We start from the raw sequence: 20,769 nt of genomic DNA on the forward strand, positions 1-20,769 counted from the left end.
AACAGCTGCTTTTAAGGGCAGTAGGCTTTAATCAGGTGTTACGACCGAAATAGACCGCATTCCTTGACCTAGGGGCGGTCTATTTTCGTTTTTCGGAAAGTAGCGCTACGATAAGCAATCCAAAAGTAAGCATAATCATGATTGCTTCAAATAATGTCACAGCCAGATCTTCCATCTTTCGAAACAATTCCTATAAGTCTAATAAGAATAGTAATTTATAAATATAACACAGTATGTAATTAGAAATCAACTAGAAAAGCTTGTTTTTTTAACTTTTTTAGATTATAGTTAGGGAGGAAAATAAATGGTGAATTTGAAAGTGGAGGTGAAAACAATGACAACAAACATGATGATGATGATGTGTATGGAAGAAATGATGTGCAAAATGAAATGCATGAAGATGATGATGGATTCCATGGACAGCAAAGAAATGATGGACAGCGACATGATGATGTCCAAAATGCAAGAGTGCGACGAAATGATGACGGGTATGATGGCTATGATGCGCGACAAAAAGGAAATGATGGCCTAAGCCTCACTCGTCAATCCTTATAAAAGTTAGCGGCATAGCAGACAACTGCTTGCCTTTTTTATTTTCAGCCCAAATAACAGTCTACTCACTAGACTTGCTTGATTTGTTTTGCTAGATTAACGCGTCTAAGCTTTAGGCTCCACAGCTGTTTCTCTATATTTAAATCCCCTTTAAATGCGCTATTTCGCAGTTGCTCGTAGATAGCGAGCATTTGCCTGAGCACCTCATCATACTGATGCCATAATTGCTCCTTAATGACTTCTTCCGAAGGATACCTCGGTACATTCATTTCCTGCAAAGCAGCCACAAGCTCAGCTTGCCATTCCTGATCCCCGATTTGTACAGCATAATTGATTAAATCCAAATGGTCATTGATCCAAATTTGAGTGTGCGTTTCTACTGTCATGTCCGTTGTCTCCCCGCTCAAGTTATATACCAAGTATTATACTCGGTTTTATAGGTTAAGCAACCTTTTTTTGAAAAACCAAAAAAACAGGCTTCTGCTCAGCAAATGGTTCTTAAACAGGGAAGGTGATAGTATTATTTGTTATCTTAATTGTCTTTGTCGTTTATAATACGTGAGCACATACTCGCGCCCCGCGAATCGGTCAGGCCGTTTGATTAAAATCGGCTCTATTGGCAGAATAGGCTTAATAGGGTTTAAGCAGGCGGACAGGCTGCTAGATGAGCTCTTTGCGCGCCGCTAAATAACGGTAGAGGATGACGCCGGTTATCGCGCATAAGAGCAGGCAAAGGCCAATGAAGCCGTAGCCGGCTTGAAGTCCGCGCAGCAAGCCAATTTGCGTCTCGGCCCCGTATGTATTTTTCACCAGTTGGGTAACAGCGCCAATCAAGTAGTTGAAAATAACGCTGCCGATCCCCATGATCGTGACCGTAAAGGTAATGGCGGATTCGCTGCCACGCGGGTAGCGCCTTGCGATGAAGGCCATAACGGTCGGATAAATCGGAGCGATGCCGATTCCGGCAGCAGCGAACAGAAACGCCAGCGATTCGCCGCCCCACACTGCGATAAATGTACAGATCGACGATACGCTGGCCAAGAGCAGCAGCGATAGGTTGAAGCCGATTTTGTCCGTAAGCGGCCCAAGCAGCAGCCGCGCGCCAGCGAAGCAGAGGAAGAAGGCGGACAGCATGCCGGATGCGGATACATTTTGCCAAGCGTAAGCCTTCTCCAAAAAGTTGACGAGCCAGCCGCCTACCGCAAGCTCTGCCACGACGCCGAAGGTGAGAATGAGCGCAATCAGCCACAAGGCCGGATCACGCATTAGCTCCCGAAAGCCGGAGCGTGGACCATCCGCTGCATCATCGCCGGGAAATTTGCTGAGCAGCGTCGGAATCATCGGAATGAGGCATAGCGAAAGCATGATGAGATACATGCCGCGCCAATCCAGAATATGGCCGTAGACGCTAACTGTAATGAGGCCCGAAGCAATCATCGGGGCAACGGTCGAGCTGAGCCCATAGAAAAAATGGGATAAATTCATCATCGTTCCGACATTGCGCACGAAGATGCGTGCCCCAATGACCGCGAGCGCAATTTCCAGCATGCCATTGCCGATATACATGAGGAAATAGGATGCTCCGAAAAAGGTATAGCTTTTGGAAAAGAATATAAGGACGCCTGAGAGAACCATCGAGCCGAAAGCAACCAGCGTGACAAGCTTGACGCCAAACTTACGCGTCAGAAAGGCTGTGAATGAGCAAGCAAGCATATAGCCGAGCGCGTTTAGCGACAGCAAGGAGCCAAGCTGCTGCTCATCGAGGGCGAAATCGTATTGGATCCGAGGAATTGCGGGTCCTTTTACATTTTCAGAAATACCGAACACAATAAAACCGATGAAAATAGCTGCGAGCTGCAGCGCATAATTTTTGTTAACGGTACGAAGTCGGTTGAACATTTGCAATAGCCACCTTTAAGAAATTAAAAAAGTAAATGGGTACCTGCTGTACCTGCTCATTGTAAAGACTCGCCCGCTTGAATTCAATATAAGCTTTTTCAACGGCCATTGCGAAAGTATAAGGATATGAATGTAAATGAAGCTTGAATCAAGCGTACTAGAAGGGATTTCGCTTCAATGGCCCGAATTATGGTTATAAATAGTTACATAGGGCTTGTGAATAGGTATCGTTTGGTTTGAGAAAGGACGGGCTTCTAATGAAACAAAATTTGTATTTGAATGGTCAAGAAGCAAGTACGCAGCAGTACGATTCCTTACGCTCGCCTTATTCAGGCGAGGTAATTGCAGAGGTAGCGAGTGCAGGGATCGAGCAGGTTGATCAAGCGATTGAGGCGGCGCTGGAAGCGGGAGCCGTTATGCGTAAGCTGCCCGCCTATCGCCGGGCGGAGATTTTGGCCAAGGTGGCCTCGCTCTTGCGGGAACGCAAGGAAGAAGCGGCGCGGATCATAGCTATGGAGGCGGCAAAGCCGATTAAGACGGCTCGCGCCGAGGTGGACCGCACCGTGCAAACGTATCAATTTGCCGCGGAAGAAGCGAAGCGGATTCATGGCGAGATGGTGCCGCTAGACGCAGCGCCCGGCGGTGAAGGTCGTCTTGCCTATACGCTGCGCGAGCCGCTTGGCGTTATTGGCGCGATTACACCGTTTAATTTTCCGCTAAATCTGGTTGCGCATAAAGTCGGACCCGCGCTTGCGGCGGGCAACACCGTTGTGCTGAAGCCCGCTCCGCAGACGCCGCTATCCGCTTATTTTATTGCCAAGCTGTTCGAGGAGGCCGGCCTACCGCCGGGAGCGCTCAATGTCATTAGTGGAGACGGCAAGCTGCTTGGCGAGAGGCTGGTGCAGGATTCCCGTGTGAAGATGATTACGTTCACCGGCAGCCCGGAGGTCGGAATAGGCATTCGCAAGCAGGCGGGACTGAAGCGTGTGACGCTGGAGCTGGGCTCCAATTCCGCAGTCATCATTGATCACGATAGTGATGTCGATGCTGTTGCTGCACGTTGTGTAACCGGAGCCTATTCGTATCAAGGACAAATTTGCATATCGCTGCAGCGGATTTTTGTCGTGGAGGATTTGTATGAAGCTTTTGTGCATAGATTTGTAGCTTTGGCAGCAGCGCTGCGGACAGGCGATCCGCTGAACGAACATACGGATGTATCCTCGCTCATTTCGGAGACAGCGACGAAACGGGCGATGGATTGGGTGGAGGAAGCAGTCCAGCTTGGTGCCGAGCTGGCTATTGGGGGCCGAGTCGACGAGCAAGGCGTTATGCAGCCGACCGTGCTGCTTCAGGTGCCAGCAGAGGCGAAGGTTTCCTGCAAGGAAGTATTTGCACCCATTGTGATAATCAATAAAATTAGCAGCATCGAGGAAGGCATTCAGCAGGTGAACGCTTCCGATTACGGCCTGCAAGCAGGCATTTTCACGCAAAATATTGGCAAAGCGCTTGATGCGGCGGATGCGCTGCATGTGGGCGGCGTTCTAATCAACGATATTCCTACGTTCCGCGTCGATCAAATGCCTTACGGCGGCGTGAAGCTCAGCGGCACCGGGCGCGAGGGCATTAAATATGCAGTGGAAGAAATGCTGGAGATGAAGCTGGTTATTGTGAATCGGAACAAGTAGCGGGGCGATTCGTCGCATCCCGTTCAAGCCTTATTTTTTAAACCTAGTTTGTAACTTATCGGGTGGTATGAGCGTCTACAATGATAATGAACTCACGGAGAGGAAGATGAATGATGAATATGAATCCTTTTAAAACGATGACTTACAAACGTACCCTTGCTTCGATTCTGGCAGCAAGTCTTATAGTAGGCGCTTCGCCTGCAGCATTCGGTTTTCCAGCAATGGAGAAGGCAGCAGCGGCAACGGCTGTGCAAACCTATCGCGTCGTCCCACAACCGTTTATCATTGACGACTACAAATACTCCATCCCGACGATTAACATTAACGGCAGCACCTATATTGGCATTCGCTCGCTCAACGAGAAGCTGGGCCTGGATATTACGTGGAATGTGAATAGCCGCACGATTACACTCGATGGAAGAGGCCGCAAGTTGACGGCGAATCCGGAGGATGGCAGCTATGTCATCAATGGTCAGAGGACATACGGCGACCCAGCGCTTATTTATAAAGGCTCGGCTTATGTGCCGCTGCGTTTTTTGCTGGAACGAATGGGCTACGGCATTTCCTATGAGAAAGGCAGCAAGACGGTAGTCATTAACACGATTGAGGAAAATGAGCTTACGGTTGCGCTGGGCATGATTGAGGAAAATAGTGACAAGCAAACGCTGCTCGTCAATTATCCGGTCATCGAAGACTTAAAGGACAAAACAGTTGAGGGTAAAATCAATACGTATTTGAAGCAGGAAGCGGAGTCTTATGCGGCAGCCGGTCAGAAGGATCTTTCTATTGCTACGGCCGGAAATGCAGCTTACATCAAAAAAAATCCAGGTACAACATTTCCCAAGGTAACCTTTGAGGGTGCGTTTAACGTGACCTATAATGAACAGGGACGACTCAGCCTGTATGTGGATTATTACTCCTACCTGGGCGGAGCGCATGGCATAACTATCCGCGTGCCTTATACGTTTGATCTGGGTAACGGCGAGCTGCTGACGCTGAAGGAAGCTGCCGATTACAATTCGAAATATTTATCCATTATCAATGCTTCAATTAATAAGCAAATTAAAGAGCGCAAGCTGCCGCTGATTGCACCGTTCAATGGCATTAAATCGAATCGTTCCTTCTATTTGAAGCATGAGGGAATCGCCATTGCTTTCGAGCAGTATGAATATACGTCTTATGCCGAAGGCATGCCGGAGTTTGTGACGCCATTTGAGGCATTTGAGTAAGTGTAAACGTTGATTGCTTAATCAGTATTCCGCCAGTTCTGTCAAGGGCTGGCGGAATATTTTTTTGTATGAAAGCTTGTCTCCCTACTGTATAATTTTGCATAGATCTGCTATAATCGTTTTTAATTCCTACTTTTATGGTAGGAATAGTGATGACGCAGGGTGTTATATTCGCAAGCTTGAAAAAACTAACGTTCTGGGAGGTTTTTTATAATGGCTAAGCAAGAGAGACAATATTCACCTGAAACTTTAGCGGTACACGCAGGTCAGCAAATTGATCCAGCAACACAATCGCGTGCAGTACCGATTTATCAGACGACTTCCTATGGGTTTAAAGATACAGATCATGCGGCAAGATTGTTTGGTCTTGAGGAATTCGGCAATATCTATACACGCATTATGAACCCAACGACAGATGTGTTCGAGAAGCGGATAACTGAGCTTGAAGGCGGAGTTGGCGCACTTGGCGTGGCATCCGGTTCAGCAGCGATCACTTATTCCATTCTGAACATTGCATCTGCAGGCGACGAAATTGTTTCCTCGGCCAGCCTGTATGGTGGCACATACAACCTGTTCGCCCATACGCTGCCGAAGCTCGGCATTAAAGTGCATTTTGTTGATTCCTCCGATCCGGAAAATTTCCGCAAGGCTATTAATGCTAATACGAAGGCGGTCTTCGCTGAAACGATTGGCAACCCGCGCGGCGATGTGCTCGATATTGAAGCGGTTGCTGCGGTTGCCCATGAGAATGGCATTCCGCTTATCGTGGACAATACATTCCCAAGCCCGTATTTGCTTCGTCCCATTGAACATGGAGCAGACATCGTTGTTCACTCGGCGACGAAGTTCATTGGCGGTCACGGAACGTCCATTGGTGGCGTTATTGTAGACGGAGGTAAATTCGACTGGGCGCAAAATGACAAATTCCCAGGTCTGACTGAGCCGGACCCAAGCTACCATGGTCTTGTGTATACGCAAGCTGTTGGTGCAATTGCTTATATTATTAAAGCACGCGTGCAGTTGCTTCGCGATATGGGAGCTTCGTTGTCGCCATTTAACTCGTTCCTACTGCTGCAAGGACTTGAAACGCTGCATTTGCGTATGGAACGCCACAGCTCTAATGCCCTTGCCGTTGCCAATTATTTGGAACAGCACGAATCAGTGGAATGGGTAAGCTATCCGGGTCTCGCAAGCCATGCATCGCATGTGCTGGCGCAAAAATATTTGCCGAAGGGCCAAGGCGCCATTATCAGCTTCGGCATTAAAGGCGGCGTGGAAGCAGGCAAAAAGCTGATTCATGGCGTGGAGCTATTTTCACATCTTGCCAACGTCGGCGATTCGAAGTCGCTCATTATCCATCCTGCAAGCACAACGCATCAGCAGCTCGATGAGCAAAGCCAGCTTGCATCCGGCGTTACGCCTGGACTTATTCGTTTATCTGTCGGCACAGAAGGCATTGACGATATTATTTATGATTTGGAGCAAGCGATCAAAATCAGTCAGGAGTAAGTGATGTTTACTGAACAAATTTATACAGGAACAAAAGAAGAAAACGAACGCCTGCTGCTGAAACAACTGGAAGGGCTTATTGAAGATGAGCCCAGCCAGCTCGCTAATTTGGCCAATGCTTCGGCCTTGCTCCAGCAATTTTTGAGCGATATTAACTGGGTCGGCTTTTATTTGCTGGATGGGGAGGAGCTTGTGCTCGGACCTTTCCAAGGCAAGCCGGCATGTACGCGCATCAAAGTGGGCAGAGGTGTCTGTGGAACAGCGGTTAGCCGCGGCGAGGCGGTATTGGTAGCGGATGTGCATCAATTTCCCGGCCATATTGCCTGCGACAGCGCATCGAATTCCGAGCTAGTCATTCCCTTGAAACGGGATGGAGCGGTTATTGGCGTGCTCGACATCGATAGCCCGCAATTCTCGCGGTTTGATGAGACGGATTTGGCGACATTGACGGCGTTTGTGAATATTTTGGAGAAGTATTTATAAAATAGTTGCAGCACCAAGAGCTCCAGGCCGCCGATTGGCGTTCTGGAGCTCTTGGTGGTTTCATTTCTATTTTCCATGAATGAAGCAGCTAAAAATAAAACTTATCCATTTCCTTTGGCACGCCGTTGCGCTGCAGCAGCTCGCCGATCGATTCCGAGCGGCCGATCGTGTCACCTGAGGTCAGCAGGCGGACGGCGAATTTATTCGCTTGGCGCTCATATTTTCCAACATTGATAAAGGACTGCTCGTCCAGCCAAAAACGGCTAAAGCCGGGATGCAGGCGGTCATGTCCCAGCTCATGCGCGCACACAAAACGCTGCCAGTCGTCCGGCAGACGCTCGTGTATGACGATAAACCGACGGCGCAGCTTTTTATAATAAAAGCCTCGCGTTTCATGCCCCAGATCGGCATAACGGATATGGATACCCAAACCGTTTGCGATCACAAAAGGATCTCTTGTCTGGAATTTTCGTACAAGGCGCAGTATTAGTTTGTCCATGGCAGCACCTACCCTTCGGTATGATCTGTTGTTTTGTCCGTTATCTCTGGTTTGGGAGCACGTTTGTTCATCTGCTTAGCTTCCCAGAATAGGCCGGTCAGCACATCCATGACACGCTGGCGGTCACCCTGGCTCATCGGAACGCCATCAAACATGACTTCTCCGTCTTCCTCCAGCATTTTTTTGAAATCCCTTTTGTCTTTGGCAGTTGCCCAATCCGGCACGTGCTCCGCAAACGCATCGCGGCGTCCGAGCAAATAGTCGGCAGTCGTATGCAAAATGTCTGCAATTTTCTGCAAATCCTCACTAGTTGGAACGACACGATCGTTTTCGATATGCCCAAAATTTGAACGTCCCATGCCAAGCTGTTCAGCAATTTCCTGCTGCGTTAGCCCTCGTTGTGTGCGCAATTGCTTGATCCTTGCTCCCATCGCCATGGTAATACCCTCCGTCTCTCGAAAAGGTATTTATAATACTTGACGGTATTATAAATATCAATTATAATAGGATTCACAGTCGTTACAGCGGCTATGAACGAATTCAGCAAATGCTACTGGAAATAGCAAGTGAACCGTTTGAAAGCGAGTATATAAGCCGGAAAAGCGGCTAAAACGTATTTTTAATACTATATTAATAGTTTAACTTTTAAAGACGGTATTGTCAATATCGTAGAGATGTTATTATTTTTTTGAAACACAGGGTAATAAAAATACTTAAATAAATAGGAAGAGGGTATTTTAATGGACGTAGAAAAGTTGACTATTGAGCAATTAAAGTCGTATAAGCGTCTCGCTGCCAGAAAGAAGCTGATTGAGAGGCAAAAGGTTGGAAGCGGTCTGACGGTGAGCACGGTCTATGAGGATGACAAGCTTCAGGAGCTTCATCGCCAGCTGCGCGGGATTCCTTCTTATATGTACTTGGACAAGCAGGAGCAGCAGTTGGAGCAGCTGGCCCAGGCGCATTTAACGAAATATCCGGCGGGAACGAAGGCTCAATTAAGAGAAGTGAAGCAAATTCAGCCGGGCAATGCCGATGAAGAACAGCTCGTACAGGAGCTCAGCCGAAAAATCGCTAAAGTTATTGAGGCGAGGGCAGGCGCAGCGCCGGAAGGTTATGAGGGTGTCATTGAACGTTTGAGCGAGCTGCAGGATTTGGAGCGCCAGCTGCAAACAATCGATGAGTCGCTGGAAGCGCTGGAAGCTTGTTTCCCTGAATATGCGACGCTGCTTAGGCTTCGATATATTGAAGGAAAACCAGCAGATTTCGTCGCATCGGAGCTCGGAATCGTCGATCGCACCTTCCGCAGATGGCGTCAAAAAGCCGTTTCCGAGATTGTCCGGTTTATGTCCGTATAGTGTCCGCCCAGTGTCCGAAATGGCCTTCAAAACCGTGTTATTATGATATTGTCACCAAATGAGCAACGGCAGCAAGCGATGCTCGATAGGTATTTTAAATCCTCTCTTCATAATTAGAAGTAATTTAAATATCTCAATATGAAAGGGGGTGAGGACATGTAGCGCCAGATGAAGGAAGCTTTACAGCAGCAGCGTCAAGGCTGGTAATCGCCGAGAGAGGCGGCAACAGAGCCGCAAGGTAGCTTGGAGGAAACAGGAGGGAAGCAGCGATGAACGATCAGGAAAATCGGCAAGACACGCTGGAAGCAAAGCACAGCAAGCGGAAGCTGCTGGCAGCAGCGCGTTATTCCGCAGGAGAGAAGGATGTGCTGAGCGTCATTTTGGACGAGCAGAGCGCTTACTCCCATGAGCAGGTCAAACAGCAATTACAAGCATATTCACAAAAGGAGGTCATGTAGATCATGGCAGGAGGAACTTGGACAACGCAAACGAAAGCAAGACCAGGGGTATACATTAATTTCGCGGCTGAGCCGCAATCGGCAGCAAACGTAGGGGAACGCGGCATCGTATCAACGGCGCTGACGCTGAACTGGGGTGCGCCGCAAACGATGATTTCTATTAAAGCAGGTGACGATCTGCGCAGCGTACTTGGTTATGATGTAACCGCACCGGAAATGCTGCTCGTTCGTGAAGCTTTGAAACGGGCACAAACTTTGCTGCTATACCGCTTGAACGCAGGAACGAAAGCGACTGCAACGATTGGTGGCCTGGTTGCAACAGCCAAATTTGGCGGTACTCGGGGTAATGATATTACAGTAGCGGTTCAGAGCAATGTGGATGACGAAGATCAATTCGACGTTGTTACTTACTTGGCAGGTGAAGAGGTGGATTCGCAGACGGTTGCTGCGATTGCCGGTCTTGAATCCAATCGCTTCGTCGATTTCAGCGGCACTGGCACGCTTGTTGCGACAGCTGGCACAGTACTTGCTGGCGGTGCGAACGGCACGGTGACGAATCAAAATCATTTGGATTACTTGGCAGCTGTTGAGCTGCAGGAATTTAATGCGGTGGCGCTTGTGTCTGGCGACAGCTCGCTGAAGTCGGTTTACGCCGCTTTTGCCCGCAGACTGCGCGAAAATGATGGCAAGAAAATTCAGGTCGTGCTGGCGAACGCCCCACTATCGGATTATGAAGGTATCATTAGCGTGAAAAATGGCGTCAAGCTCGAAGACGGCACAGCTGTAAATGCCGAGCAGGCAACCGTATGGGTGGCAGCTGCTACTTCCGGCGCAAGCATGAGTGAGTCGCTTACTTACAGCGTGTATGAAGGTGCGGTGGATGCCGACGTTCGTTATTCAAATTCGCAAATCGAGCAGGCTTTGCGTGCGGGTGAGTTTTTGTTCACACCGAATGGCGGCCGCGTCATTGTTGAGCAGGATATTAACTCTCTGGTCACCTATGTGCCAGGCAAAAATCCTTCTTTTGCGAAAAACCGCGTTATCCGCGTGCTGGACGGCATTGCGACTGACATGAAAAAACTGTTCGAGACGCAATATATCGGCAAAATCGATAACAATCCAGATGGCCGCAGCCTATTCCGCAGCGAATGCGTGAAATATTTGACGCTGCTCCAGGATGGCAATGCGATTCAAAACTTTAATTCCCAAACCGACCTGACGGTTGAAGCGGGCGAGGCTTCTGACAGCATCGTCATCAACGTTTACATCCAGCCGGTTGACAGCATTGAAAAAGTATACATGAAAGTGACGGTGAAGTAATATGGCATTTTTGCATGCAGGAGATACGATTTCGGGGCAAGAGGGACGCGCTTATGCGAAAATCAACGGCCAAAACGAGGAAATGTTCTATATTAAAACGCTTGAAGCAAGCGTGGAGAAGACGAAAGCGGAAATTAAGACGCTGGGTCATCGCGCATTGCAGCATAAAGCGACGGGCTGGTCGGGTACTGGCAGCATGACGGTGTATTATGTAACGTCGAAATTCCGCCAAATGATGCTTGATTATGTGAAAACGGGCATTGATACGAACTTTGATGTCCACATCATCAACGAAGATCCGACTTCGACAATCGGCCGCCAAGAGGTTGTACTATACAACGTCAACCTGAACAAGGTCATCATCGGCAAGCTCGACACGGAGAGCGAAGCGCTTGAGGAAGAGCTTGAGTTCACCTTCGACGGCGTCGATATTGCTGAAAGCTTCAAAGCGCCAGCACGCGTATAAAATAGCTTTATTTTAAAATAAACCCAATCCATGGAGGTAGCAAATGAGTGACTTAAGCTTGTTTTTTGCGCAAAATACAGCTGCGGAGGCGACGGAGAAATTCGTCGTGTCCGAGCGATTCAAGGATGCAGACGGCAATCCGGTAGCCTGGGAGCTGCGCAGCATGACGGAGGCGGAAAATGAAGAATGCCGCAAATCCGCAACCCGCAAAGTGAAAGGCAAAAACGGTACCTTCGTGCCAGAGACGAATACGGATGAATATTTGGCCAAGCTGGTCGTAAGCAGCATTCAATATCCGAGCTTGAAGGATGCCGAGCTGCAAAAATCGTACGGCACGATGGGCGCTGAGCATCTGCTCCGCAAAATGCTGCGTCCGGGCGAATATGCTTCGCTTGTGCAGCGCGTGCAGGAAATCAATGGCTTTAATCAAAGTCTTAATGAGCTGAGCGATGAAGTAAAAAACTAATTAAAGAGGGCGACGGAGAAGCGAATTACGCTTACTACGCCCTCCACGAGCTTCGCATTTTGCCCCATGAGCTGATGAGCATGTCGCGCCGCGAGAAAGCGGCGATCTACGCGATGATCGATGTTCGCATCGACAGCGAGAAAAAGCAACGGGCCAAAATGAAGAAGAAATAATGAAGGTAACGGGACGGCGCTTCTCTATTAGAGGGCGCTTTTGTTCTGTAAGGAGGTGGAAGGATGGCCGATACGGTAAAATTGGATGCTAGTGCTGCTGCAAGTGCTGTTAAAATGCTGGATCAGTTGAAAAATACGTTGTTGTTCATGGTACAGACCGGCGCCGCTTCAACCCAGCAAACGTTTGCTGCAGCCTCGGAATTCAATAAGCTAAACAAAACGATGAACGAGATGAATCGTGTAGTTTCAACTTTGGGCAAAACGCTAAGCAGCTTCAATGCGACTGCCGCTAAGAGCAGCAGTTCAGGTATGTCGGGGATAGGTGGCATGCTAAAGGGAGTAAGCGTACCCAAATTGTCTTTGGAGGGTCTCTTACTTGGGTTAAAAACAGACGTTAAAAATGTATTAGAATCGCCGTTGAGGGATATGTTTACTGTACCACTAGCGGGTGCTAAAAATCTATTAAAAACCCAAAAAGCGGCTGGGGCGATTTCGAAGATAAAAGATGTTGGCCAAGCATTAACATGGGAGTTTGAGAGTAAGTTTGTTTTGCCATTTAAATTCATGGTTAGTAATTTTAAAATACCGTTGAATAACAAGACTATTAAGCCGGTGGGAAATACTCGTAATGATTCGCAAGAACCGTCAAATGACATGTTCACTAAGCTATTAGGTAAAGCTGGGGGCTTTTTTAACGGACTAAAGCAGGATATGATTCTTAAGCCATTTCAAGATATGAAACTGGCATTTCAAATGCCGGTTGACGATTCGTTTCTTACTCCTTTTAGTGCTATTAAAACGCAGCTTTTGAAAATAGCTTCTGAGCTAGCAGCAATATCCCTGAAAGGTGCATTAAGCGAACGTACTCAAAAGGATTTGTTAATTGCACGTACAGGGAGTAAGGAAAAAGGCACGGCCATTTTTGAGACGGTAAGGAATCAGGCGATTTCAGCAGGAATTGACCCTACTGAAGCGCTTAAAAATACGATGACGCTTCTTCCAATGGCAGAGAATATGGATCAATATACGAAGATGACCTCTATGGCTATGCAGCTTGCGGCATTTGATCCACAAGAAGGAGGTACTGCCAAGTCGGGTGAGGCCATAAAAGCTGCGATGAACGGCGATATGACGTTATTAATGAGACAATATGGTATTTCCTCGGAAGCTGCAGAGGGCTTCGATCCGCAAGCATACATTAATAATGGCGATGTGAACGGATTTTTGACTGGACTTAATCAAGTTTTTGAAAATGCAAATCTCGGTATAGCTGAATTGGATATTGTATATAAAAGTCCACAAAGTCAAATCAATACACTTGTTAGTAATTTGAAAACCTCCCTGGCTGACGCAGGAATGGGGGCATTGGATGTCCTTTCCCCATTCATTGCAAGGGTTCAGGAAGCTTTTAATAGCGGACAGCTTCAAGGCTATTTTGATATCCTCAGTGCTGGATTAAGCTTTGCAGCAGAACTCTTTGTCATGCTGGGGGATGCAGCATTATGGGTAATAACCAATATAATAACCTACTGGCCAGCAATTGCTGCGATGTTACTAACAGCGGCAGTCTTTTTGATTCCTACTATGATCGCAGGATTATATAATATGCTGCTTCCTCTTTATATGCAGATAGCCGGATGGTTAATGTTGAATTTGCCTATACTAGCCGTTATCTTGGTAGTGGGATTATTAGTCGCAGCGGTCATTGCCTTTGGTGGGACAGTTGGAGATATAATTGGTTTTGTCATTGGAATCATTTATGCACTATTTGCTACTATTAAAAATTCAATTGCCTTTCTCTGGAATATTATCGTTTCAGTGGCTGAATTTTTGATCAATGTATTTGAAGAACCTGGGTATGCTATTCAAAATCTCTTTTATAATCTTATTAAAAATATTACTGATAATTTCGGAAGTATGATTAATTTCTTAATTAATGGTGTGAACTGGCTTATTGGTAAAATTAACAGCATCTCAGATTTGAAAATTCCTTTGATTCCTGAACTTGATTTAAGCGCAGTGGAAGGGCTTAAGCCAGATAAAATTGGTAATGTTGTTGACTTTTCTGATTTAAGAATGAAAACAACAGACACCACTGATGCTTATACACAGGGAAATGGAGCAGGGAAGGATTTGACGGATGGTTTATTGAGTACAATAGATAACTTCAGTCCTGATTTAGACGGCGGATTTGCGCTGCCTACTGGGCCTGTGACGCCAGTAACATCCGGGACACCTGACATCGCCAACGTCAACAAAGTCGACGAAGTCGGCAAGGTCAATGACACCGTCGACATCGCCAGCGAGGATCTGAAGACGATGCGCGAGCTTGCGGAGATGAAAAACATTCAGAACTTCGTTTCACTTCAGCCGACCGTAAGTGTACAAACCGGCGACATTAACAATGGCACCGATATCGACACCATTATTAGCCGTATTGAGCGCTCCTTGAATGAGCAAATCGCTTCGTCGGCGGAAGGGGTGTATGCTTAATGATTACGAACAAGCATCATGAGTACGGCATTTGGCTCAGCTATGACAATCAGAAAAGCGGCTTTCGGCTTCCAGTTAATCCAGCTGAGCTGCAAATTAGCGACGCAACTAGCGGCAAGTCTTACGACGTATCTGGTCTTGGCGAAATTAATGTGATTCAAAGTCCAAAGCTGACGGAGATTTCCTTCGACAGCTTTTTTCCTGCGCCCGGAGCGAATTATTCGTTTGTTGCCAGCGAGACGCTGTTTGAGCCTTATGTTTATTTGACCTTGCTTCAGGACTGGATGAAAAAGAAACGTCCGATCCGCTTTATTTTCACAGGTGCCTCCTTCGATTTGAATCTTGCCGTCAGCATTGAGAAGTTTGAATGGCGGGAAGCGGCGGGCTCTAGTGATATTGAATACAGCCTGGGGCTGAAAAAGTATGTGTTTTATAAGGCAAGGCCCGTCGAAATTAATAAAAGCCAAAAGAAGGGCAGCAAGAAAGAGCGCGATACGAAGGAAACCCCAAAAACCTACACGCTCGTAAGCGGCGATACGCTCATTGGGGTAGCCAAAAAGCAGCTCGGTAACGAGTCGCGGTGGAAGGAAATACAGAAGCTGAATGGCATCGCCGATTCTGAGCTGCGCAGGCTGCAAATCGGTAGGGTGCTGAAGCTGCCGGGGTGATGAGATGCTGGAAATTTTGATCGATAACCGAAATGGGAAAGTGTGGAATGTGACAAATCTCGTTCCTTCCCTGACGTATAAAACGAAGCGGATAGGCTCCGCATCGAGCTTGGATTTTACGCTTATTAAGGGCGCTCCGTATCAGCATCAGGCTTTTGCGGTTAACAATGGCGATGTCGTTCGGCTGTCGAAGGATGGGCAGGTCGTATTTTACGGCTATGTGTTTGAATACAATTTTGGCAGGGACGAGAGTGTCACGATCAAGGCGTATGACCAGCTGCGTTATTTGCTGATGAGTGATACGTATGTGTTCAGCAACAAAACTGCCACCCAAATGATTAAGCAAATTGCTGAGGATACGGGCTTGAAAATAGGAACGCTGGCGGAGACGGAGTATGTCATTCCTTCAATGGTTGAGGACAACAAAAAGCTGATGGATATTATGTGCAAGGCGCTCGACTATACGCTGATTAATGATAAGGGCAATTTTGTATTATTCGATGAAGCGGGTGCTTTGTCACTACGCAATATTGAGGACATGAAGACGGATTCTATCATTGGCGATTGGAGCCTGATGACGGATTTTGGCTACAAAAGCTCAATCGACAGCGAATCGTACAATAAAATCAAAATCGTGCAAAACAATAAAGAAACCGGGAAGCGCGACGTCTACATTGGACAGGACAGCGCGAATATCGCTAAATGGGGTCTGCTGCAATTTTATCAGGTAGCCGATGAGCAAATGAACAGTGCGCAAATTAATGAATTGCTGGACCAACTGCTGAAGCTGAAAAATCGGGAGCAGCGCAGCCTCAGCATTGAAGCGATTGGCGATTGGCGCGTGCGTGCAGGCTCCTATGTTCCGATTGTCATTGAGGAACTGGATATTGGACAGTATTTTCTGGTCGATGAATGCTCCCACAAGCTTGAAGCGGACGCGCATACGATGACATTAGAATTGAAGGTGATATGATGGCACTGCTTGATGCAATTAAAAAAGCGGGCGCTGCCGCCCATGCTTCGGGCAATCCCGTCGCTGTGTTGATCGGCCGGGTAACCGGCACGAATCCTCTGGAAGTGAACGTTGACCAACGTTTCACGCTTTCGGAGGATTTTTTAATTATTCCGGAAGGCGTGAGCGATGTGCAGCGGATTCGCCGCGCTTTGGAGCCAGGTGATATTGTGCTGCTGCTTCGGGTTCAGGGCGGACAACAGTTCGTCGTGCTGGATCGGGTGAGCGCATGATTCCACAAGGTGCAAGCATCGACGAGTTGGAGACCGAAACGGCAATTGAGCCTAGCCGCACATATTATATCGATTTTGCCAATAAGCGTATGTCCGGCATGACGGATGGCCTCAGTGCGATTAAGCAGGCGGTGTTCAAAATTTTGCAAACGGAGCGATATCGCTATTTTATCTATAGCTTTGATTATGGCTCCGAGCTGGATTTATTGAATGAATCCTCTCATCTTTATGTACGCTCTGAGCTCAAGCGCCGCGTAACTGAAGCGCTGCTGGCGGATGATCGAATAGCAGATGTGACCGATTTTGAACTGACGGTTGAGGGGGACAAGGCAGCGGTGAGTTTTACGGTAGTAACCGATGAAGGAAGCTTTAAAGAGGAGGTGATGGCCCGTGTATGAGGCATTTACGTACAGTTTTATTTTACAGCGTATGCTGGACCGGGTTTCAGATGATGTAGATAAGCGGGAGGGCAGCGTGATTTATGATGCCTTGGCGCCAGCGGCTGCCGAGCTATCAGAGATGTATGCGCAGCTTGATGTGAATCAGGCGCTTTTGTTCGCGGATACGGCTACAGGCGAGTGGCTGGAACGGCGAACGGCTGAGTTTGGTGTGGAAAGGCAGCCAGCTACCTTCGCCCAGCGGCAAGGGGAGTTTTTTGGCAGCAATGGCCAGCTTGTAGATGTTCCTTTGCAGAGCCGATTTGCCATTGATGATCTGAGGTATACGGTAACGGGGAAAATCGGAACGGGACATTTCACATTGACCTGCGAGACAGCTGGCATTCTTGGCAATCAGAAATATGGAGCGATGCTGCCGCTTGCTTATGTTGATGGTTTGGCGCGCGCCGAGCTTGCGCAAATTTTGGTGCCTGGCGAAGAAGCTGAAACGGATGAGGCTTTGCGGGCAAGGTATTACAGCGTTGTGAATGAGCCAGCGTTTGGCGGCAATATTGCCGATTACAAGCAAATGATCAGCTCGATTGATGGCGTAGGTGGAGCGAAAATTTTCCCGGTCTGGAATGGCGGCGGTACTGTCAAATGCACGGTGATCGCTGCGGATTGGACAAAGCCAGCGGAACCGCTCATTGCGCTTGTTCAGACAGCCGTTGATCCAACCATTAACAGCGGGCTTGGACTTGGTATGGCGCCGATTGGACATGAGGTAACAGTAACAGGTGTCGACACGGTGCAGGTGGCTGTGGAAACGACAGTCATGCTCGCGGAAGGCCGGACGGTAGGACAGGTTCAAAGCGATATTGAGGATAAAATTTCCGCTTATTTGCTAGAGCTGCGTCAAGAGTGGATGAATCAGCAGGAGCTTACCGTTCGCATTGCTCAAATCGAGGCCCGTATTTTGACCGTTTCAGGAGTGGTTGATGTACTTGGCACAATGCTAAACGGAGCCGCTGCCAATTTGGCTTTGGCAGAGGATGAAATCCCGTTATTGGGGGCGGTGGTTGTGCATGACTAAGCTGGTTTCATCCTATTGGCCGGAGCTGTATGCGGACATTAAGGAGTTTATCAAGCTTGCAGCCACGGAAGATGTGGAGTTGGCTCTGTTGGAGCAGGCACAGCTTCAGCAACTGGATGACGGGTTTGTAATGACGGCGAGCCTGCCAGCTATTAAACGCAGGGAGCGCATGCTGGGCATTCAAGCCGATCCGAATGCGGAAACCGTTGATTTTCGCCGGAGACGGATCGTCAATCGTTATTCGACCAAGCCTCCTTTTACGATGAGATATTTGCAGGAACGGCTGGATTTTCTTATCGGTACAGGACGCGGAATCGCAACGGTTGATGTGCAAAACTTCATATTGACGGTAACAGCGGCTATTGAAGAGGCTAATATTTTTAAAGAGGTGGAACGTACGGTTTCCGCGATTAAGCCCGCCAATATCGTCTATCGGCAGCAGACAGCGATTATGGATGGCGTTGTTTTGGAGGAACGCATTGTTGGTGTTCCGCTTGTGCGGAACACTAGGCTCGGCAGTTGGAAGCTCGGCGTTACGCCATTTACAGATAGGGAAGCAGAGGTGATTGTGAAGTGATTACGTCAACGTTTAAGCAGGAGGTTGCGGAGTTTATTGATTCAAAAATTACGAAGGTTGTGCTCAATAGCGGGGCTTATGAGGTTACGGATTTTATTGTGAAATCGGCCAGCGATGGCGTGCTTAGCCTGAATTATTTTATTCCGGAGGGAACGGTCGATACCGTCACTCGCATTGAACTGAAAAATGCAGCCGGAACCGTCAGCGACAACACCGTAAACCTGCCCATTGCATCAGACACGCTTATGATACAAACGATTTTTGTGAAGGAGGAGTAACATACACATGGCTAAAACAGATTGGAAATTTAATGATATTGTGACCGAGACGGATATGAATGAGCTGGGTCAGGAAGTGAACAAACAGGCCGCGGCTATTGGGGATATGTCTGCAGTACCGACAGATGCGAAGGATGCAGCTGGGGCGATTACGGAGCTGCATGCTGAGAAAATGGACCGAACTGGAGGCAAAATGACTGGAGCTTTGTTCGTCGAGACAGCTGCGCGTGAAATAAGCGCAGGCTCTTGGGCAGATATGAGTGCGAATAGTACGGGATATGCTCTTTTCGCCCAAAACTGCTATACGGCACACAACAATGAGTACCGTTATAGTAATACGCATGCAACTTTAGGAGCACGGGGTATTCGATTCAACCAACTGACTGCTAGCGTAGAGTATTTTGATACGGGGGCTATTGCAACGACGGCTGATCTAGCATTTACGCCTAATTGGATCAATATGAGGCCAGATGCAGCAGCTACTGCAAATCGTACCATTCTGCGGGATGCTAGCGGTAGGGGTAAGGTAGCGCCACCTGTTGCAGTAGACGATATTGCACGGTTGGATACGGTGACAACTGCACTTGCAACAAAACTAGGAGCTGGAGCGGATGCTAATACATTTTTGGATAATGGAAACTATTATTCAGTTAATTCGACCAACGCTCCTATAACTGGAGGCGTGTTATATAAGGTTGCTAGACACCCCACCAATCCAGCGATTATTGTACAGACGGCGTATTCTGATGTATCTAATCGTATATTTTCACGCCGTCTTAATGGTACATGGATAGCATGGGAAGAACTGACAGGTAAGATATCAAAAGATAATTCAGGGTTAGCAAAAGGTCTATTGATAGATGTGGGGAATAATGGTGGGTATTTGAAATTTGTTTCCAATGGACCAACTGGAGGAGATGGGGCTTATATACAGTATGTTCCTCCGTCCACGGGGAATATTGCGAAAACTCTCCGTATTACTATGGATGGAGGTGGTATATTTGATGTCATATCGTTGAATGCTACGACTACCTTATTATCTAATAATGAAGCTTTCATAGGTACGAACAGGGTCTTGCATGAAGGGAACGTACATCAACTAGGTAAGGCTTATGTAGTAGGTTATTATACAGGGGATGACGCAGCATCTCGTGATATTGCATTGCCTTTTAGTCCTAGCGCAGTCCTATTAGTTTCTGCTTTTAGGGGATTTACGTACGGAAACAATGGTGGTGGTTTGGTGTCCAACATATCTCCCGTTGTAGAGGGTACCCTGAACTTAATGGAAGTTGGGATTAATAAGTTCACAATAAATAAGATGACCAACGCTAGTTATTTGCAACATCCGAATCTCTCGGGTGTTAGATATAACTACATGGCATTCAGATAAGGAGGCTGCAAAATGATTTTATGGAAAAATGGTAGTTACGAAATGGCCTCATGGCTGACAGCGGAGTCGTATGAGGGCTCAGATCATTATTTTATTGATGAAGCAACAGAGGAGGGGCAAGCACTAGCAGTAAAAGTGCAGCAGTTGTATCCTTATTTCAGGTTAATTGTTGAAAGTAGTGAGCTGATAGATGTAGAACCCCGAGAGAAAACTTCTGAAGAAATTGCGGCAGAAGATGCTCAACTCCCAAAAACGCCGGAACAAGAACGCATTGAACAACTGGAGGCTGGCAATCTCACACTAATGGAAGTCGTTGCTGAGCTTTATGAAAAAGTAATTGACGGGAGGTAAGTGAAAATGGCAATTGTAGATGTATATGTATCGCTAATTATCGCAGGCCGACGAACACTTGAACAGGTTCCAGAGACTTTGAAGGCTGCTGTTGAAAGCAAATTGGCAGTTAAGAGAATTTAATAGTAGTCACCAAGGCTCCGCTCCGGCGGAGCCTTATTTTTTGTCTCTAGCGCAACAATCGCGCGGGGGCCAAGCCGAAA

General features: G+C 47.6%; 26 protein-coding genes. 21 read left to right on the top strand and 5 right to left on the bottom strand.

The annotated features are described in order from the left end of the window. Positions 1-79: 79 nt before the first annotated feature. Positions 80-175, bottom strand: coding sequence for a putative holin-like toxin (locus tag AC50YG_RS25170; protein WP_494830760.1), 96 nt, complete (start codon positions 173-175; stop codon positions 80-82). 129 nt (positions 176-304) lie between these two features. On the opposite strand from AC50YG_RS25170, the gene AC50YG_RS25175 reads away from it, so the two are divergent. Beyond that, a complete protein-coding gene (locus tag AC50YG_RS25175; RefSeq protein WP_494830765.1) occupies positions 305-532 on the top strand; it encodes a hypothetical protein in 228 nt (75 codons plus the stop codon). A gap of 88 nt (positions 533-620) precedes the next feature. Here the strand turns inward: AC50YG_RS25175 and AC50YG_RS25180 are convergent, their stop codons facing one another. Together AC50YG_RS25180 and AC50YG_RS25185 are read right to left on the bottom strand one after the other, a co-directional pair. Continuing rightward, positions 621-938 (bottom strand): hypothetical protein, encoded by a 318-nt coding sequence (locus AC50YG_RS25180; protein WP_494830770.1) that lies wholly within the window; start codon positions 936-938, stop codon positions 621-623. A 274-nt stretch (positions 939-1,212) separates the two neighbouring features. Continuing rightward, a complete protein-coding gene (locus tag AC50YG_RS25185) occupies positions 1,213-2,451 on the bottom strand; it encodes an MFS transporter (protein ID WP_494830772.1) in 1,239 nt (412 codons plus the stop codon). 257 nt (positions 2,452-2,708) lie between these two features. Between AC50YG_RS25185 and AC50YG_RS25190 the strand changes: the two genes are divergently transcribed. From AC50YG_RS25190 to AC50YG_RS25205, 4 genes are all read left to right on the top strand, one after another. Further along, positions 2,709-4,136 (top strand): aldehyde dehydrogenase family protein, encoded by a 1,428-nt coding sequence (locus AC50YG_RS25190; RefSeq protein ID WP_494830774.1) that lies wholly within the window; start codon positions 2,709-2,711, stop codon positions 4,134-4,136. 110 nt (positions 4,137-4,246) lie between these two features. Further along, positions 4,247-5,365 (top strand): stalk domain-containing protein, encoded by a 1,119-nt coding sequence (locus tag AC50YG_RS25195; protein ID WP_494830776.1) that lies wholly within the window; start codon positions 4,247-4,249, stop codon positions 5,363-5,365. A 213-nt stretch (positions 5,366-5,578) separates the two neighbouring features. Beyond that, positions 5,579-6,874 carry a homocysteine synthase gene (locus AC50YG_RS25200; protein ID WP_494830778.1) on the top strand — a complete coding sequence of 432 codons (1,296 nt, stop codon included), beginning with the start codon at positions 5,579-5,581 and terminating at the stop codon, positions 6,872-6,874. Positions 6,875-6,877: 3 nt separating this feature from the next. Then, positions 6,878-7,357 (top strand): GAF domain-containing protein, encoded by a 480-nt coding sequence (locus AC50YG_RS25205; RefSeq protein ID WP_494830780.1) that lies wholly within the window; start codon positions 6,878-6,880, stop codon positions 7,355-7,357. A gap of 88 nt (positions 7,358-7,445) precedes the next feature. Here AC50YG_RS25205 and AC50YG_RS25210 read toward each other — a convergent pair whose 3' ends face one another. Both AC50YG_RS25210 and AC50YG_RS25215 read right to left on the bottom strand, forming a co-directional pair. Next, the gene (locus tag AC50YG_RS25210) at positions 7,446-7,856 is read right to left on the bottom strand and encodes an ImmA/IrrE family metallo-endopeptidase (RefSeq protein ID WP_341279363.1); all 411 of its coding nucleotides are present in this window, start codon (positions 7,854-7,856) and stop codon (positions 7,446-7,448) included. A gap of 8 nt (positions 7,857-7,864) precedes the next feature. Further along, on the bottom strand, positions 7,865-8,293 hold the full coding sequence (locus AC50YG_RS25215; RefSeq protein ID WP_341279362.1) for a helix-turn-helix domain-containing protein: 429 nt from the start codon (positions 8,291-8,293) through the stop codon (positions 7,865-7,867). Positions 8,294-8,596: 303 nt separating this feature from the next. On the opposite strand from AC50YG_RS25215, the gene AC50YG_RS25220 reads away from it, so the two are divergent. The 16 genes from AC50YG_RS25220 to AC50YG_RS25295 all read left to right on the top strand — a co-directional run bounded on the left by AC50YG_RS25220 (position 8,597) and on the right by AC50YG_RS25295 (position 20,689). Beyond that, positions 8,597-9,211, top strand: coding sequence for an RNA polymerase subunit sigma-24 (locus tag AC50YG_RS25220; RefSeq protein WP_494830783.1), 615 nt, complete (start codon positions 8,597-8,599; stop codon positions 9,209-9,211). Positions 9,212-9,480: 269 nt separating this feature from the next. Then, entirely contained in the window at positions 9,481-9,669 is a 189-nt protein-coding gene (locus tag AC50YG_RS25225) for a hypothetical protein (RefSeq protein WP_494830785.1), read from the top strand. 3 nt (positions 9,670-9,672) lie between these two features. Beyond that, complete coding sequence (locus tag AC50YG_RS25230) at positions 9,673-10,989, top strand: phage tail sheath family protein (protein WP_494830790.1); 1,317 nt, start codon at positions 9,673-9,675, stop codon at positions 10,987-10,989. 1 nt (position 10,990) lies between these two features. Next, a complete protein-coding gene (locus AC50YG_RS25235; RefSeq protein ID WP_046229141.1) occupies positions 10,991-11,455 on the top strand; it encodes a phage tail tube protein in 465 nt (154 codons plus the stop codon). Between the two features lie 43 nt (positions 11,456-11,498). After that, positions 11,499-11,921 carry a phage tail assembly chaperone gene (locus AC50YG_RS25240; RefSeq protein WP_341279358.1) on the top strand — a complete coding sequence of 141 codons (423 nt, stop codon included), beginning with the start codon at positions 11,499-11,501 and terminating at the stop codon, positions 11,919-11,921. Positions 11,922-12,157: 236 nt separating this feature from the next. Continuing rightward, a complete protein-coding gene (locus tag AC50YG_RS25245; protein ID WP_494830794.1) occupies positions 12,158-14,587 on the top strand; it encodes a phage tail family protein in 2,430 nt (809 codons plus the stop codon). After that, on the top strand, positions 14,587-15,255 hold the full coding sequence (locus AC50YG_RS25250) for a LysM peptidoglycan-binding domain-containing protein (RefSeq protein ID WP_494830796.1): 669 nt from the start codon (positions 14,587-14,589) through the stop codon (positions 15,253-15,255). The genes AC50YG_RS25245 and AC50YG_RS25250 overlap by 1 nt, the downstream gene beginning before the upstream one ends. A gap of 4 nt (positions 15,256-15,259) precedes the next feature. Next, positions 15,260-16,228, top strand: a complete 969-nt coding sequence (locus AC50YG_RS25255; RefSeq protein WP_494830798.1) for an XkdQ/YqbQ family protein — start codon at positions 15,260-15,262, stop codon at positions 16,226-16,228. Then, positions 16,228-16,500, top strand: a complete 273-nt coding sequence (locus AC50YG_RS25260) for a DUF2577 domain-containing protein (protein WP_197091339.1) — start codon at positions 16,228-16,230, stop codon at positions 16,498-16,500. The genes AC50YG_RS25255 and AC50YG_RS25260 overlap by 1 nt, the downstream gene beginning before the upstream one ends. Next, positions 16,497-16,898: a DUF2634 domain-containing protein gene (locus AC50YG_RS25265; RefSeq protein ID WP_494830801.1), complete on the top strand. Its 402-nt coding sequence runs from the start codon at positions 16,497-16,499 to the stop codon at positions 16,896-16,898. Before AC50YG_RS25260 ends, AC50YG_RS25265 begins: the two co-directional genes overlap by 4 nt. Beyond that, a complete protein-coding gene (locus tag AC50YG_RS25270) occupies positions 16,891-17,970 on the top strand; it encodes a baseplate J/gp47 family protein (protein ID WP_494830804.1) in 1,080 nt (359 codons plus the stop codon). The genes AC50YG_RS25265 and AC50YG_RS25270 overlap by 8 nt, the downstream gene beginning before the upstream one ends. Then, complete coding sequence (locus AC50YG_RS25275) at positions 17,963-18,547, top strand: putative phage tail protein (RefSeq protein ID WP_494830806.1); 585 nt, start codon at positions 17,963-17,965, stop codon at positions 18,545-18,547. Before AC50YG_RS25270 ends, AC50YG_RS25275 begins: the two co-directional genes overlap by 8 nt. Next, entirely contained in the window at positions 18,544-18,825 is a 282-nt protein-coding gene (locus tag AC50YG_RS25280) for a ketopantoate hydroxymethyltransferase (RefSeq protein ID WP_494830809.1), read from the top strand. Before AC50YG_RS25275 ends, AC50YG_RS25280 begins: the two co-directional genes overlap by 4 nt. A gap of 7 nt (positions 18,826-18,832) precedes the next feature. Continuing rightward, positions 18,833-20,215 (top strand): pyocin knob domain-containing protein, encoded by a 1,383-nt coding sequence (locus tag AC50YG_RS25285; RefSeq protein ID WP_494830811.1) that lies wholly within the window; start codon positions 18,833-18,835, stop codon positions 20,213-20,215. Between the two features lie 12 nt (positions 20,216-20,227). After that, a complete protein-coding gene (locus tag AC50YG_RS25290) occupies positions 20,228-20,566 on the top strand; it encodes a hypothetical protein (RefSeq protein WP_494830813.1) in 339 nt (112 codons plus the stop codon). 6 nt (positions 20,567-20,572) lie between these two features. Continuing rightward, positions 20,573-20,689, top strand: coding sequence for a CD1375 family protein (locus AC50YG_RS25295; RefSeq protein ID WP_494830815.1), 117 nt, complete (start codon positions 20,573-20,575; stop codon positions 20,687-20,689). The last annotated feature ends 80 nt before the right edge of the window (positions 20,690-20,769 follow it).

It is taken from the genome of Paenibacillus sp. J31R34, assembly GCF_059383715.1.

Excerpts from the sequence above, each read along its gene's own strand:
- AC50YG_RS25230 (WP_494830790.1), top strand. The coding sequence starts at position 9,673 with ATGGCAGGAGGAACTTGGACAACGCAAACGAAAGCAAGACCAGGGGTA.
- AC50YG_RS25200 (WP_494830778.1), top strand. The coding sequence starts at position 5,579 with ATGGCTAAGCAAGAGAGACAATATTCACCTGAAACTTTAGCGGTACAC.
- AC50YG_RS25190 (WP_494830774.1), top strand. The coding sequence starts at position 2,709 with ATGAAACAAAATTTGTATTTGAATGGTCAAGAAGCAAGTACGCAGCAG.
- AC50YG_RS25210 (WP_341279363.1), bottom strand. The coding sequence starts at position 7,856 with ATGGACAAACTAATACTGCGCCTTGTACGAAAATTCCAGACAAGAGAT.
- AC50YG_RS25170 (WP_494830760.1), bottom strand. The coding sequence starts at position 175 with ATGGAAGATCTGGCTGTGACATTATTTGAAGCAATCATGATTATGCTT.
- AC50YG_RS25240 (WP_341279358.1), top strand. The coding sequence starts at position 11,499 with ATGAGTGACTTAAGCTTGTTTTTTGCGCAAAATACAGCTGCGGAGGCG.
- AC50YG_RS25245 (WP_494830794.1), top strand. The coding sequence starts at position 12,158 with ATGGCCGATACGGTAAAATTGGATGCTAGTGCTGCTGCAAGTGCTGTT.
- AC50YG_RS25275 (WP_494830806.1), top strand. The coding sequence starts at position 17,963 with ATGACTAAGCTGGTTTCATCCTATTGGCCGGAGCTGTATGCGGACATT.
- AC50YG_RS25260 (WP_197091339.1), top strand. The coding sequence starts at position 16,228 with ATGGCACTGCTTGATGCAATTAAAAAAGCGGGCGCTGCCGCCCATGCT.
- AC50YG_RS25180 (WP_494830770.1), bottom strand. The coding sequence starts at position 938 with ATGACAGTAGAAACGCACACTCAAATTTGGATCAATGACCATTTGGAT.
- AC50YG_RS25290 (WP_494830813.1), top strand. The coding sequence starts at position 20,228 with ATGATTTTATGGAAAAATGGTAGTTACGAAATGGCCTCATGGCTGACA.
- AC50YG_RS25285 (WP_494830811.1), top strand. The coding sequence starts at position 18,833 with ATGGCTAAAACAGATTGGAAATTTAATGATATTGTGACCGAGACGGAT.
- AC50YG_RS25265 (WP_494830801.1), top strand. The coding sequence starts at position 16,497 with ATGATTCCACAAGGTGCAAGCATCGACGAGTTGGAGACCGAAACGGCA.
- AC50YG_RS25295 (WP_494830815.1), top strand. The coding sequence starts at position 20,573 with ATGGCAATTGTAGATGTATATGTATCGCTAATTATCGCAGGCCGACGA.
- AC50YG_RS25205 (WP_494830780.1), top strand. The coding sequence starts at position 6,878 with ATGTTTACTGAACAAATTTATACAGGAACAAAAGAAGAAAACGAACGC.
- AC50YG_RS25225 (WP_494830785.1), top strand. The coding sequence starts at position 9,481 with ATGAACGATCAGGAAAATCGGCAAGACACGCTGGAAGCAAAGCACAGC.
- AC50YG_RS25195 (WP_494830776.1), top strand. The coding sequence starts at position 4,247 with ATGATGAATATGAATCCTTTTAAAACGATGACTTACAAACGTACCCTT.
- AC50YG_RS25255 (WP_494830798.1), top strand. The coding sequence starts at position 15,260 with ATGCTGGAAATTTTGATCGATAACCGAAATGGGAAAGTGTGGAATGTG.
- AC50YG_RS25175 (WP_494830765.1), top strand. The coding sequence starts at position 305 with ATGGTGAATTTGAAAGTGGAGGTGAAAACAATGACAACAAACATGATG.
- AC50YG_RS25250 (WP_494830796.1), top strand. The coding sequence starts at position 14,587 with ATGATTACGAACAAGCATCATGAGTACGGCATTTGGCTCAGCTATGAC.
- AC50YG_RS25215 (WP_341279362.1), bottom strand. The coding sequence starts at position 8,293 with ATGGCGATGGGAGCAAGGATCAAGCAATTGCGCACACAACGAGGGCTA.
- AC50YG_RS25185 (WP_494830772.1), bottom strand. The coding sequence starts at position 2,451 with ATGTTCAACCGACTTCGTACCGTTAACAAAAATTATGCGCTGCAGCTC.
- AC50YG_RS25220 (WP_494830783.1), top strand. The coding sequence starts at position 8,597 with ATGGACGTAGAAAAGTTGACTATTGAGCAATTAAAGTCGTATAAGCGT.
- AC50YG_RS25235 (WP_046229141.1), top strand. The coding sequence starts at position 10,991 with ATGGCATTTTTGCATGCAGGAGATACGATTTCGGGGCAAGAGGGACGC.